This window comes from Synechococcus sp. CC9616, from assembly GCF_000515235.1.
Lineage (GTDB): Bacteria > Cyanobacteriota > Cyanobacteriia > PCC-6307 > Cyanobiaceae > Parasynechococcus.
Window position 1 is genome coordinate 2,124,142 of sequence record NZ_KI911558.1, and the last position, 12,858, is coordinate 2,136,999.

The 12,858-nt window shown below is 48.2% G+C and carries 9 protein-coding genes; 4 read left to right on the top strand and 5 right to left on the bottom strand.

The features are described 5' to 3' along the window. Nucleotides 1-34: 34 nt before the first annotated feature. The 4 genes from SYN9616_RS0112080 to pseB are packed head-to-tail and all read right to left on the bottom strand — an operon-like array spanning nucleotide 35 to nucleotide 4,588. Entirely contained in the window at nucleotides 35-2,062 is a 2,028-nt protein-coding gene (locus SYN9616_RS0112080; protein ID WP_028953320.1) for an aminotransferase class III-fold pyridoxal phosphate-dependent enzyme, read from the bottom strand. Next, entirely contained in the window at nucleotides 2,062-2,712 is a 651-nt protein-coding gene (locus SYN9616_RS0112085) for a class I SAM-dependent methyltransferase (protein ID WP_084218350.1), read from the bottom strand. The genes SYN9616_RS0112080 and SYN9616_RS0112085 overlap by 1 nt, the downstream gene beginning before the upstream one ends. Continuing rightward, nucleotides 2,682-3,590 carry an aldo/keto reductase gene (locus tag SYN9616_RS0112090; protein WP_084218351.1) on the bottom strand — a complete coding sequence of 303 codons (909 nt, stop codon included), beginning with the start codon at nucleotides 3,588-3,590 and terminating at the stop codon, nucleotides 2,682-2,684. The genes SYN9616_RS0112085 and SYN9616_RS0112090 overlap by 31 nt, the downstream gene beginning before the upstream one ends. Continuing rightward, nucleotides 3,587-4,588: a UDP-N-acetylglucosamine 4,6-dehydratase (inverting) gene (pseB, locus tag SYN9616_RS0112095; protein ID WP_037991015.1), complete on the bottom strand. Its 1,002-nt coding sequence runs from the start codon at nucleotides 4,586-4,588 to the stop codon at nucleotides 3,587-3,589. The genes SYN9616_RS0112090 and pseB overlap by 4 nt, the downstream gene beginning before the upstream one ends. A gap of 479 nt (nucleotides 4,589-5,067) precedes the next feature. Between pseB and SYN9616_RS17425 the strand changes: the two genes are divergently transcribed. The 4 genes from SYN9616_RS17425 (at nucleotide 5,068) to SYN9616_RS0112125 (ending at nucleotide 10,121) form a co-directional block, all read left to right on the top strand. Beyond that, the gene (locus SYN9616_RS17425) at nucleotides 5,068-5,781 is read left to right on the top strand and encodes a hypothetical protein (RefSeq protein WP_156918793.1); all 714 of its coding nucleotides are present in this window, start codon (nucleotides 5,068-5,070) and stop codon (nucleotides 5,779-5,781) included. Nucleotides 5,782-5,783: 2 nt separating this feature from the next. Then, nucleotides 5,784-6,614 carry a hypothetical protein gene (locus SYN9616_RS17430; protein ID WP_156918794.1) on the top strand — a complete coding sequence of 277 codons (831 nt, stop codon included), beginning with the start codon at nucleotides 5,784-5,786 and terminating at the stop codon, nucleotides 6,612-6,614. Between the two features lie 589 nt (nucleotides 6,615-7,203). Next, on the top strand, nucleotides 7,204-9,237 hold the full coding sequence (gene uvrB / locus SYN9616_RS0112120; RefSeq protein ID WP_028953325.1) for an excinuclease ABC subunit UvrB: 2,034 nt from the start codon (nucleotides 7,204-7,206) through the stop codon (nucleotides 9,235-9,237). After that, nucleotides 9,237-10,121 carry a sulfotransferase gene (locus tag SYN9616_RS0112125; protein WP_028953326.1) on the top strand — a complete coding sequence of 295 codons (885 nt, stop codon included), beginning with the start codon at nucleotides 9,237-9,239 and terminating at the stop codon, nucleotides 10,119-10,121. Before uvrB ends, SYN9616_RS0112125 begins: the two co-directional genes overlap by 1 nt. Here the strand turns inward: SYN9616_RS0112125 and mutS are convergent. Then, nucleotides 10,106-12,844, bottom strand: a complete 2,739-nt coding sequence (mutS, locus tag SYN9616_RS0112130) for a DNA mismatch repair protein MutS (protein WP_028953327.1) — start codon at nucleotides 12,842-12,844, stop codon at nucleotides 10,106-10,108. The two genes, SYN9616_RS0112125 and mutS, sit on opposite strands and share 16 nt — an antisense overlap. Nucleotides 12,845-12,858 lie beyond the last annotated feature (14 nt).

Genomic DNA, 12,858 nt, shown 5'->3' on the forward strand with positions numbered 1-12,858 from the left:
TTCAAAATTTTAGCACGCCACTTGTGTTCTCTGCTTAGTTTAATCTCTCAAATCCGGAGTGGCACAATGGGCCGTCAATCAACTTCAAAAGGTCATCATTACTTTTGCAGTTTGAAAGCATTTGGATTACTTTTTTGAATTCTTCTAAATATTTTTTTATTATATCAGAGCTGTGACTTGTCGATGCGTAGAAATTTGTCCCTGATAAATAACCTGCTTTTAGCATTTCTTGAGTTATTAATGTTTTACATGCTATTGAGTCTCTGTTCTTGACCACAAAGCCTGCCAATGATGCGATGCCAGTAATACTATATTCTATGTCATTTTCTGTGAATATTTCTTTCCAGCTTTCTTTTACCTTATTTCCAAGCTGTGTAATATATTCCCAGCTTTTTTCCCGTTCCATTATTTCCAGTGTTTTGAGAGCTGCTGTAGGCCCAATCCGTTCAGTCCAGAAAGTGCTACTAATAAAGGTATTTTGCGCTTCATCCATATATTCTTCTTTCCCTATTACTGCTGTGATTGCGTAACCATTCCCTAGTGCTTTCCCAAATATACAAATATCTGGCGTGACCTTATATTTTTTATGCAGTCCCCCAAAGGTTTCTCTAAATCCAGATGTGCATTCATCAAATATAAGTACAACTCCTTTCTCGGTGCATAGTTTTCTTACATTATCTAAGTAACCTGATGTTGGCTCAGTATTTCTTTCTACTTCCATTTTCACTACACCTATTTCACGATTTTCAAGTATTAGTTTTAACGCCTCCAAGTCATTGTAATTAAATGGATAAACTGTGTCTTGAAGAGCTTTTGGTACCCCTTTTGGTTTAAGACCTGTTAGCAGGTGTTCATCAAGTCCCTCACCGTTTCTCAGATTTGTGGCTAAATACCAGTCGTGCCATCCATGGTATCCGCATATTGCCACTCCATCTTTCCCAGTTGCCGCTCTAGCGATTCGAATCGCGATAGCATTGGCCTCACCACCTGTTCGTGCAAAACGTACTCTGTTTGCCCATGGGTGTATCTTGACTAACTTCTCAGCTAGATAAACTTCTTCTGGGCAATTAAGTGTCGACATATTGCTTCTCCCAATTACTTCTTTCACTGCTTCGTCTATTTCTTCTCTTGCATATCCTAGAGTGTTAGTGCCTATTCCCATCATTGACATATCTATGAATACTCGACCATCCAAATCTTTTACTCTGCATCCATATGCGCTGTCGTAATACGTTGGCCAGTTGTTTGGTAAAAATATTTCTGCTCTTTTCGAGAGTAACATATTACCGCCCGGAATAACTTTTTTGGCCCTTCCCCATAGTTTCTCTCCCGTTGACTTTTTCATGCCTTCGTTACGTTTGTGCATCAAATTACTATCAAAAATATTAGGATTAAGTTCTTTCAACTTCAGAACCTCTTTCCATCCTGCCCCGATGCTGTCGTTCAGGTGTTGATCAATTCTTCTTAATAAGTCTATGTCCTCTTTCTCATCTACTGTCCATCTTAGATAAGAATAATCCTCCGCATTTTTTATACAGTGTCTTTTGACTTGGTCAGTATTTTTCATCCAAGGTGTCACATGCTCTCTTTCTTCGTTGCTATTTGCCTTTTCATATGCACTTTGTAGTACTTCCATTGAAAAGACCTCTATATCCAATCCGTCAGGATATGTTGGAGGGTTGCAGTTACTTATGTAATCAACTTTCTTATTCCTGAAGGTTCTTATTGCATCATCTATTAGGTTTGGATCAGCTAATGGACAGTCTCCTGTAATTCTTACAATTATATCTCCTACGTATAATTTGGCTGCATGATAAAATCTACTAAGCACATCTATTTCCTCTCCCCTATAGCATTTAATACCATTTTGCACAGCCAACTTGCAGAGCTCATCGTCGCTAGTTTTTTTTGTTGTCGCCAGTATTATTTCGTGTGTTTCTTCGGAACGTTTGAGTCTGCTTATTAATAGCTCTAATAAACTAATCTTCCCTACTTTCATCATGACTTTGCCCGGCAAGCGTGTTGAATTGTATCTTGCTTGTATAACTATGATTGTTTTCATTATTCGATTACTGAATTTTTCCTTATTATAGAGGTTTTGACCCAGTTGTTACGTTCGTCAGTATATTTGCCTGTCGATATATCTCTTACACTAGAGTCCATAATTGTATAGTGTGTGTGCCATAAAAACATTTCTTCCGGCTTTGTTTTGTAGCTCTTTATACCCCCTTTATGATGATATTTGTTGCTCATGTCAGCCTTTGACCAAAAGTCGTGGATGATTATCCAACTTTTATTTTTTGTGACTCTATTTCCTTCCGCACTTATTGAAAACAATTCTTCTCTATCACATAAGTACAAGCAGAATCCGTAGATCAGTATATCAATACTGTTAGTTTTAACTGGTAGGCTTTCTGCACTTCCTTTTCGTATATTTATTCCATGTGTCTTACCTGTTTCTATTGCTGCTGTACTAGGCTCTATACCTAGATATTCCCAATCATAATTCTCCCTTAGAGCTTTTAGTCTTCTCCCATCACTACAACCTATTTCTAGTAAACTAACCCTGTTATCAAGATGTTCTGCAATTTCTTTTATATATTTACATATGGGATCATATTTTAAAAATTGGTTCTTATCATAGTTCTTATTTCTTTTATACCATTCGTCCCCTTCGGTGTTCATAAAGACTTCTCTTTGTTTGTCCGCCATTTCCTTGGATCAATATCTTCTATTTTAGCCCAATTCCATCCTAAATAGTCTGATGTGCTGCACTCTTTAATTCTTCTTTTTTCTATTTGCAATATTTGGATTAAATGTTCCGCGCTCTCTACACCAATTGTTATAGCTTCTAAGCTTTCAATACTACTTACAAAATTTATACATTCTTCCAGCTGTGTCAGATTTTTTTCTTTTAGGGATGCTTTCCATCTTTGATGGTGCTTTATCATCTCCTTACTTAGCTTATACCCTGTTAGATTCTTACTAAGTAGTATTCCCTGCATAAAAATACTTCTTGCGAATATTTTTACCCCATTATCTTTCAGCCACTTTATCCCACCATTTCTAATTATTCTCTGATCAAATACCGATATAGGTAGTTGAACAATGTCAATATTTTTAATCTTTACTTCGCTGATCTCATTTTTTTCATATATCGATATTCCTATGTTGTCTATTTGCCCATCTTCTTTTTTTTCTTTCATCCAATTTAATAGACATTCGCCTTCGTTTGTTCCTAATATACTTGGAGTGTGAACAAGAAGCCCTTCTAATTTGCAAACTCTGAGTTTTTTAAAGCTTCCCTGTAATGCTCTTTCAGCTTTCGTTGTCGAGAATATGCCATTTTGAGTTACATCCTCTATGGCGATTTTCGTGATTATTTTAAATTTTGAATTATTTTTTATACACTTTCCCAGGTTTTTTTCTGAACTTCCATAATTCATTGCAGTGTCAATATATTTAATTCCGTAGTTTTCACATAGATTGATTATTTTACGCATTTCTCCAATTCTTGTCCTACCTTTTTTGTTTGTAATTCCATATTTCATTCCGAATTGTGCTGTGCCTATGCAAAATTTTGTTTTCATACAGGCTTAAACTTGTCGTCTACATTGTTAGTTATTAATCGCCTTATTTCGGAGATTGTCAGGAAGTCTGGATTTTCACCGGAATTATATTTAAAGCCTTTGACCACCTTCTTTAGCTCTAGCCCACTTTCTATGTATTTCTTTTCGACACTTCCATCTGCGGGCATTATAACATATTTATTACCAAAGTCATACGTACTTTCACTATCTGCTTCTGTGATCATCTCTTCATGGATCTTTTCTCCTGGCCTTATACCTATTATATTTTTCTTACAGCTCGGACCAATCGCCTCGGCAACATCCATGACTTTGTAACTTGGGATCTTTGGCACGTATATTTCCCCACCTTTATTTTCCTCCAATGTCTTTATAACCATTTGCACCCCTTCTTGTAATGTTATGTTGAACCTTGTCATGTCTTGATGTGTAATTGGCAATACTCCCTCCTTCGCTTTATTAATAAAAAATGGTATGACGGAACCGCGTGATCCCATAACATTTCCATATCTTACGACCGAGAATCTTAAATCTCGAAATCCCACCATGTTGTTTGCAGCAACAAATAACTTGTCTGAACATAGTTTACTTGCTCCATATAGATTTATCGGCGCTGCTGCTTTATCTGTACTCAAAGCTATTACATTCTTTACTTTGCTTTGGAGGCATGCTTTTATGAGATTATCTGCACCGATTACATTCGTTTTTATAAATTCCATTGGATTATATTCTGCTGCTGGCACCTGCTTTAGTGCTGCTGCATGTACAACAACATCTATTCGCTCTAATGCCAATAACAACCTTTCGTGATCTCTCATATCTCCCAAGAAGAATCTAATTTGAGGAAACTTATCTTGTGTGTATGTTTGCTGCATTTCCCACTGTTTTAGTTCGTCTCTGCTGTACACAACAAGCCTTTCTACACCAAAGTCTGAACCTAAAATTTGTTTTATAAAGGCCTTTCCAAAACTTCCCGTACCCCCGGTTAGCAAAATTCTCATCAAGCTTTATTTGCTCTTTTGATCCTAACATGTTGCCAATTTCCATTTTTTTCCCATCTTTTTGCTTGTTATGCTTCTGCTAACCTTTAAGTCTATAATTTTCGTTCATGAAGCTCTTACTTAGTCCGCGCAAGCCTGCCCTTTCGAAGCGATCGCTCCCTTTGTGCACCTTTCGCACCAGTAAAAACTATTTGTGGTGTTTAATCCGTGACCGGCTATTGGAATATTCCTTCAGCTCTACCCCCAATATCCTAGATGCTGCATGTCATGCATCATTAACTCGTACTATGTTTCCTCATTCATGTCAATACTTTGGTCTTGATATCTCATTGTCTAGACTATCTGAGGCTAAAAAGGTATCGTCCCCAGGTGATGTCTTTTTTCACGCAGACTTAATTCGCCCTATTCCTATTTCAGACTTTTTCCACCTAATTGTTTGTTGTAATACTATATCGCATATCCCCTCGGAATTCCACCCTTTGGCTCTTGCTAATTTATGCCAAATGTTAATGCCAGGGCATGACTTGTTGCTCAATTGTTCTCTTGATGGAAGTCATACGACGATTTCTCAGTATCTACTGAATAGTTTTTTGACAGTCGAATGTATCTATTATGATTCTGTGTACTCTGCTGAAGTTGAGGATAAATCGTCCTTAAGTTCTTCAAATATTGTTTCAGAAACTATTAGGTGTGAATCCTCTGTTCCTAATGATGCCTGTATGCACAAGCAGCTTTTCTTGCACGCTAGATCCCTAATACTACCTCCCTGTGGCGTTACCAATTTTGAACCAAATTCTGATTCTGTCATCAGTCTTAATGCAGTGCCTAAAGTCAAGAGTCTTGTTTTTTCTGATGATCTCGACCTTGTAGCTCATTTATCTTCTAACAATGGTTGTTCAGCTGTATTTATTACATCCAAGTTTTTTTCTACAGATATCGGTCGAAAATTTTGTCTAGCACTTGAGTCAATTTCTGTACCCTTTTATGTTCTTAGTACTGGACTCGCTATCCCCTCCCATCTGTATAATTTTTATTATGTAGGTTTGGAACAGGGTTGGTCTTGGGATTTAGCTCAGGATCGTTTAGCCATTAATCAGTTGCGTCAACGACAAGATTCAGCAAATCATATTGTTTTTGTTAAAGAACGTGGCGATAGTGTCTGTCGTCCTTCTGTAGTGAGTTTGGATTTTTGATTATGAGTAATCCGTTCTTCTCTGAATTATGTAGGGATTTCTATCGCTTATTGCTTAAATCAGACTTAACCTTGGAAGAAAGGTATCGTATAGGTAATTTGGTCTCCCAGATCTCAGCAAAGAATCAGCTAGATCGCTGGAAAACCATTACTAAAGCTAGAGTTGAATTTTCTTCCCAACTTAATTCTCTTGTCTATAATGGTTTTCTTCGTTTAAACATACCCTTCTCATCTCTGATCATTGATGAGATTTCCTCGCTCCCATGCCAGGGCCATGGTAAATATTCAGATGGAAATCGTGTTGAGACAGAATATCTTCATAATGTTTCCAGTCTTTCTTCAGTTCGACGTCTCTGCAGTGATTCTCAACTAAATACACTTGTATCCTTGTATCTTGGTGCACCTGCTTATCTTTATGAGTGTGAGGCTTGGTGGCAATATCCTCAAGGCAATTCTCATAGACCAAGTAATGCTCAGCTCTGGCATCGTGATAGAGATGACTTCCATGAACTTAAATTATTCTTCTATGTTACTGACGTTGATCAAGAATGTGGTCCTCATGCCTTCATACCGCATAGCCATAATCCTTCAACCATCTCTATTGCTTTTGATGATGTAGATTATCCACTAGTGTCAGGACGTTCGTCCTCATTTATCGATGATGATCATCTTCAGCATCTTGGTCTGTTGGTCTCACCTAAGGTTTGGCTTGGTAAAGCTGGAACCTGCTTCCTAGAGGATCCTCGCGGATACCATCGCGCTTATCTGCCCACTCTCAAACCACGTTTAATGTTCAGTCTTGTATGGACTGTAGGTCCTGGTTTTAACCATTAAGTTTATAATTTTTTGTCAGATTATCTTTCTATAATTGTATAACTATTTCCTCCTGCCTTCATTCTGCTGTTATTTATTATCTAGAACTAATAATTACAGTTGGTTTCCTCCTGGATTGCTATTTATTCATTGCTGCCGGCAATTTTGGTGGGTATCAGATACACCTGTTCCACTAACACCGCTACTGGGGTGTGGAGCAGTTCTTCAATTACCCTGGGGCCCATGTCGCTGCTCTTCAGATGGTCAGCTCAAGCTATGTCCTTCACACGGCCCGGCTGATGCTGTTGGAGGTTGGCCAGCCGAAGCTCGCTAACCGTTTGCTGTGCCTGTGGCTCACTACGGCATCGTTTTAGGACAGCACAACTTCAGCCGGCCAAAACTGCTTCCACGGGGCCGAGAATGCATGGCGATCGAAGAGCTGCTGCTGTTTTAGTCCCTTGGCTGGGCGTCAGAACTTTCCCGAGGTCAAGCTAGTGCTGGCTGGAGGCATAGCGAACCAGCCGGATCGGGGTCACGCGTCTGGAAGCCGCAGCACTTCATCTTGCTCCCCGGCGATAATTGTCTTCTGCTGTCTGGCCCCGTAGCACCCATGCCCGCCTACGACCTCACGGCTCCTTATTCGCCGAAGGGCGATCAGCCAACCGCGATTGACCAGCTGGTGAAGGGGGTGAACGGTGGTGAGCGTTATCAGACTCTTTTGGGGGCGACTGGAACGGGCAAGACCTTCACGATGGCCAACGTCATCGCCCAGACCGGCCGACCGGCGCTGGTGCTGGCCCACAACAAGACCCTGGCGGCGCAGCTGTGCAACGAACTGCGGGAGTTTTTCCCCGAGAACGCCGTTGAGTACTTCATCTCCTATTACGACTACTACCAGCCGGAGGCCTACGTTCCGGTCAGCGATACCTACATCGCCAAGACGGCGTCGATCAATGAGGAGATCGACATGCTGCGCCACTCGGCGACGCGCTCGCTGTTCGAGCGGCGCGATGTGATCGTGGTGGCCTCGATCAGCTGCATCTACGGCCTGGGGATTCCCAGCGAATACCTCAAGGCGGCGGTGAAGTTCGAGGTGGGGGAGACCCTCAACATCCGTGGTCAGCTGCGGGAGCTGGTGAACAACCAGTACAGCCGCAACGACACCGAAATCGCCCGCGGTCGTTTTCGGATGAAGGGGGATGTGCTCGAGATCGGCCCCGCTTACGAAGACCGGTTGGTGCGGATCGAACTGTTCGGTGACGAGGTGGAGGCGATTCGCTATGTCGATCCCACCACCGGCGAGATTTTGCAGAGCCTGGATGCGGTGAACATCTACCCGGCCAAGCACTTCGTGACGCCCAAAGACCGGCTCGACACCGCCATCCGTGAGATCCGCCAGGAATTGCGGGATCGGCTCGACTTTCTCAACACTGAGGGCAAGTTGCTGGAGGCCCAGCGGCTGGAGCAGCGCACCAAATACGACCTGGAAATGCTGGACCAGGTGGGCTACTGCAATGGCGTGGAGAACTACGCCCGCCATCTGGCTGGCCGCCAAGAGGGCACCCCGCCGGAGTGCCTGATCGATTATTTCCCCGACGACTGGCTGCTGATTGTGGATGAGAGCCATGTCACCTGCTCGCAGCTGCAGGCGATGTACAACGGCGACCAGGCCCGCAAAAAGGTGCTGATTGAGCATGGTTTCCGCCTGCCCAGCGCGGCGGACAACCGGCCGCTGAAGGGAGAAGAGTTTTGGGAAAAAGCGCGTCAGACGGTGTTCGTCTCAGCGACGCCGGGCAACTGGGAGATGGAGGTGAGCAGCGGTGAGGTGGCCGAGCAGGTGATCCGCCCGACGGGGGTGCTCGATCCGGTGGTGGAGGTGCGGCCTACCACGGGCCAGGTGGACGATCTGCTGGGGGAGATCCGCGACCGTGCCAGCAAAAATCAGCGGGTGTTGGTGACCACCCTCACCAAGCGCATGGCGGAAGATCTCACCGACTATCTGGCCGAGAACAAGGTGCGGGTGCGTTATCTGCACTCGGAGATCCACTCGATCGAGCGGATCGAAATCATTCAGGATCTGCGCCTTGGTGAATACGACGTGCTGGTAGGGGTGAACTTGCTGCGGGAGGGCTTGGATCTACCGGAGGTGAGCCTGGTGGCGATCCTTGATGCCGATAAGGAGGGATTTCTGCGGGCCGAGCGCTCGCTGATCCAAACAATCGGCCGAGCAGCCCGCCATGTGGAAGGGAAGGCAATGCTTTATGCCGACAACATGACCGACTCAATGGCCAAGGCCATCTCTGAAACCGAGCGCCGGCGGGCCATTCAGCAGGCATACAACGAGAAGCACGGCGTCGTGCCCACGGCAGCCGGAAAGAAGGCAAGCAACTCGATCCTTAGTTTCCTTGAGCTGAGCAGGAAGTTGAAACAGGACGGCCCTGATGCCGATTTGGTGCAGGTTGCAGGTAAAGCAGCGAAAGCCTTGGTGAGCGATCCTGACGCAGGTATGGCTCTTGAGGCACTCCCGGAACTGATTGATCAGCTGGAATCGAAAATGAAAGAAGCGGCCAAGAAGCTAGATTTCGAGGAGGCGGCGAACCTGCGCGATCGGGTCAAGCAGCTGCGCCAGAAGATGACGGGCTAATGGGTCAACCAACCTTTCTTTGCATTGGCGGACAGCGTTGCGGAACAACAAGACTGCACCTGATCCTGTCTGCTCATCCTCAGGTGTTGATGACCGATTCAGGAGTGGATGCCTTTAACAAGGAAATTCATTATTTCGACGAGCATGTGCTGAATCAACCATTGTCATGGTATGAGGCTCACTTCGCGGATTCAGGAATAACTGGTGAAATTACACCTGCATATTCTGCTTTGAGTCAACAGGCTGTTCTAGAGATTGCTCGCTATCTACCCGATCTGAAGATAATTTTTGTTGTCCGTCATCCCCTTCACCGGATCTGGTCTCAAATCAGCATGATGCGATCGGCATGGGGAAAAAATGACCTTTCATCTGCAGAATTGGCCAAGCTAATTACGATCGCTGAATCTCCAGCTGTCGTTCATCGGTCTGACTATTTCCGCACAATAAGCAACTGGAGTGCTGCGTTTCCTCCTGATCAATTGCTCATCATCACGTTCGATCAATTGCTTCAGCCGGCTGGACTTAGTCGTCTGTTGCATCACATCGGGGTAAATTTAATTCGGTTACCCCTTAAATCATATTCAGAAAAGGTGTTGGCGGCTCCGAAACTGGCGATGCCTGAGGAGCTGAGATGGTGGATTGCTTTGCGCTGGCTAAAGATGCTACGCGACTTGCAAGAATGGGGGGTCAATGTTGATGCTTGGATTGACGACTTAAATCAGCTTTATCAGGAAATTCCCCTTTCATTTCAGAGCCAGTTTGGGAGTCTTTTGGATCATGCACATTCCGCAAACCAAGACAAGTGGATGAAAGCCCATCAACGAGATCAGGCTTTGATTCGCAGCATTCGTGATCGACTGCAAAACGTTCAGGCCGCCAGCTGATCCAGCACCTGACGGGCGCGCAACACCACGGGTGACGGAACGCCGGCGAGGCGAGCCGCTTCGATGCCGTAGCTGCGGCTGGCGCCGCCGGATTGCACTTGATGCAGGAACACCAGATCGTCTCCGGTTTCCTCCACCAATACCTGGAAGTTGGCTACGTTATTCCACTCGGCAGCGAGGTTGTTGAGCTCGTGGTAGTGAGTGGCGAACACGCTGCGACTACCCAGATCACCCGCTAGGTGCTCGCTCACCGCCCAGGCGATGGAGAGGCCATCAAAGGTCGCTGTGCCGCGTCCGATCTCATCGAGGAGCACAAGCGAACGGTCCGTGGCGTGGTGAAGGATGTTGGCGGTTTCGGCCATTTCCACCATGAAGGTGGACTGTCCCGCTGAGAGATCATCCACAGCTCCCACCCGGGTAAAGATGCGATCGGCGATGCCGATCCGGGCGGTTGTGGCGGGCACCCAGCTGCCGATTTGGGCTAGCAACTGAATCAGGCCAATCTGGCGCAGATAGCAGCTTTTGCCGCTGGCATTGGGCCCCGTGAGCACCACCAGGTCCGTGCCCTCCCCCAAGTGCACATCGTTGGCGGTGAAGCTTTTCTCCACTAGCAGTTGCTCCACCACTGGATGGCGGGCGCCCGTAAGTCGTAGTTCCCGACCGTTTAGAACGTTGGGTGGGCAGTAGCCCTCGGTGGCAGCCACATCGGCCAGGCCGCAGAGAGCATCCAATCCGGCCACCGCCCGGGCGGCTTCCCGGATAGGCGCCGCCATGGTTCCCACTTGTTCACGTATCTGGCAGAACAGTTCGTATTCCCGCTGGCAGGCCCGCGCGCGCAGTTGAAAGATGCGCCCTTCCCTTTCCTTCAGCTCCGGCGTAATGAAGCGCTCCTCATTGGCCAGGGTCTGGCGGCGGATCCAGTGATCCGGCACCGCGCTGGCCTTGGCTTTGCTGACGGCGAGGAAGTACCCAAAGGTGCGATGGTGCTGCAGCCGCAGGTTGCTGTTGCCGCTCAACCGGCGTTCCTGCTGCTCCTGTTGGGACAGCCAGGCGTCCTGGTCGTCCAGCTGGTTACGCAGACCATCCAGCAGGGGATCCATACCGTCGTGGATCAGCCCTCCTTCAGAGAGAGACAGTGGAGGCGCCTCCACCAGGGCATGACGGATGGCAGCGGCTAACGCCAGCAGCTGATCCTGCCGCTGCACCAGCGCCACCAACCAATCGGGTTCTGAAGCGATGGCACCGTTCAGCCGTTCTGCTAGCTGAGGCAAGCGTTCGAGTCCGTCAGCGATGGCCACCAGATCTCGGGCCCCGGCATGGCCGGCGCCTGCACGGCCCGCTAGCCGTTCGAGATCCCCCATCGGCCTGAGCAGACGACGCAGGGCCAGGCGCAGGGAGCGTTGCTCCACCAGGGCACTCACCACCACCTGACGCTCCTGGATCAGGGAGCAGTCCATCAAGGGTGCTTCGATCCAGCGGCGCAGGCAGCGACCCCCCATGGCGGTGAGGGTGCGGTCGATCGCCCAGAGCAGCGAACCCTGCAGTTGGTTGTCGCGTTGGGTGGCGGTGAGTTCCAGGTTGCGGCGCGTCTGAGCGTCCAGAACCAGGGCATCGCCGTTGTGAACGATGCATGGCACCTCGAGGGGCACGCGGGCGTCGGCTTCGAGCGGTTGTGTGTCCCGCAGGTAGGCCAGCAGGCCGCCGGCGGCTCGCAGGGCGAGGGGAAGCTCCGGTAGCCCGAGGCCATCGAGGCTGCTGAGGCGGTAGTGGTTGAGCAGGGCTTGTTCGGCCTCTGGGGCACTGAAGGCTGTGCTGCTCAAGGGGGTAAGCCGCAAACGTTCCGGGCACCAGGAGGGTGTGGTTTCACGGTCCTTTCTGTCACTAGCCCTTGCAGCCCAGAGCAGTTCCGAGGCCTCCAGCTGGGCCAGCTGTTGATGCAGCTCACTGGCTCCACGGCGCTGCATCACCTGCACCTCACCGGTGCTCACGTCGGCCTGAACGAGGCCCCATGGCAAGGCGTTGTCGTTGCGGTCTGGCTCCACCACAACAGCCGCTAGCCAGTTGTTGCGGCGGGCGCTGAGCATGCCCTCCTCCAGCACCGTCCCGGGGGTGAGAACCCGGGTGATGTCCCGCTTCAACAAGGATCCCTTGGTGGGGCTGGTTTCGAGTTGATCGCAGAGGGCGACGGAATAGCCGCGACGAATCAGTTCGGCGCAGTAGCGCTCAGCGGCGTGGTGGGGGATGCCGGCCATCGGCACCCGGCCGATGGCCTTGCCCCCCTCCTTGCCGGTGAGGGTGAGCTCCAGTACCCGCGAGAGCTCGATCGCGTCTTCAAAGAAGCATTCGAAGAAATCCCCCAGCCGGTAAAGCAGTACACGCTCTGGGTGGGCCGTCTTGAGCTCCACGTAATGCCGCAGCATCGGCGTGAGCTGGGCGGCCTTCACCTGGCCGTGGTGGGCCCAGGCGGGTTGATCATCGGAATCGTCCGGCGTCGCAACGTCTTCAGCGACTGATTCGCTGGCGTTGGTCTTGCGTTTGTTCGCCTCCTGCCTCTGACGCGGCCGGGCTGCGGCATCGGCATTGAGCTTGGCGTCCGTTAGTTCGTTCAGCTCGGGTGCAGCCGTGTTGCCCTGCAGGCTGGTGCTTGTTTTGGGGGGTTCCGGTTCGCCGAACAGGCTGCCCTGCAGGGCGAGGGAGTCCTGCTGTGCCACCGAGCCAAACATCGTTGGACCGAGGA

Excerpts from the sequence above, each read along its gene's own strand:
- SYN9616_RS0112080 (WP_028953320.1), bottom strand. The coding sequence starts at position 2,062 with ATGAAAACAATCATAGTTATACAAGCAAGATACAATTCAACACGCTTG.
- SYN9616_RS0112085 (WP_084218350.1), bottom strand. The coding sequence starts at position 2,712 with ATGGCGGACAAACAAAGAGAAGTCTTTATGAACACCGAAGGGGACGAA.
- SYN9616_RS0112090 (WP_084218351.1), bottom strand. The coding sequence starts at position 3,590 with ATGAAAACAAAATTTTGCATAGGCACAGCACAATTCGGAATGAAATAT.
- pseB (WP_037991015.1), bottom strand. The coding sequence starts at position 4,588 with ATGAGAATTTTGCTAACCGGGGGTACGGGAAGTTTTGGAAAGGCCTTT.
- SYN9616_RS17430 (WP_156918794.1), top strand. The coding sequence starts at position 5,784 with ATGAGTAATCCGTTCTTCTCTGAATTATGTAGGGATTTCTATCGCTTA.
- uvrB (WP_028953325.1), top strand. The coding sequence starts at position 7,204 with ATGCCCGCCTACGACCTCACGGCTCCTTATTCGCCGAAGGGCGATCAG.
- SYN9616_RS0112125 (WP_028953326.1), top strand. The coding sequence starts at position 9,237 with ATGGGTCAACCAACCTTTCTTTGCATTGGCGGACAGCGTTGCGGAACA.
- mutS (WP_028953327.1), bottom strand. The coding sequence starts at position 12,844 with ATGTTTGGCTCGGTGGCACAGCAGGACTCCCTCGCCCTGCAGGGCAGC.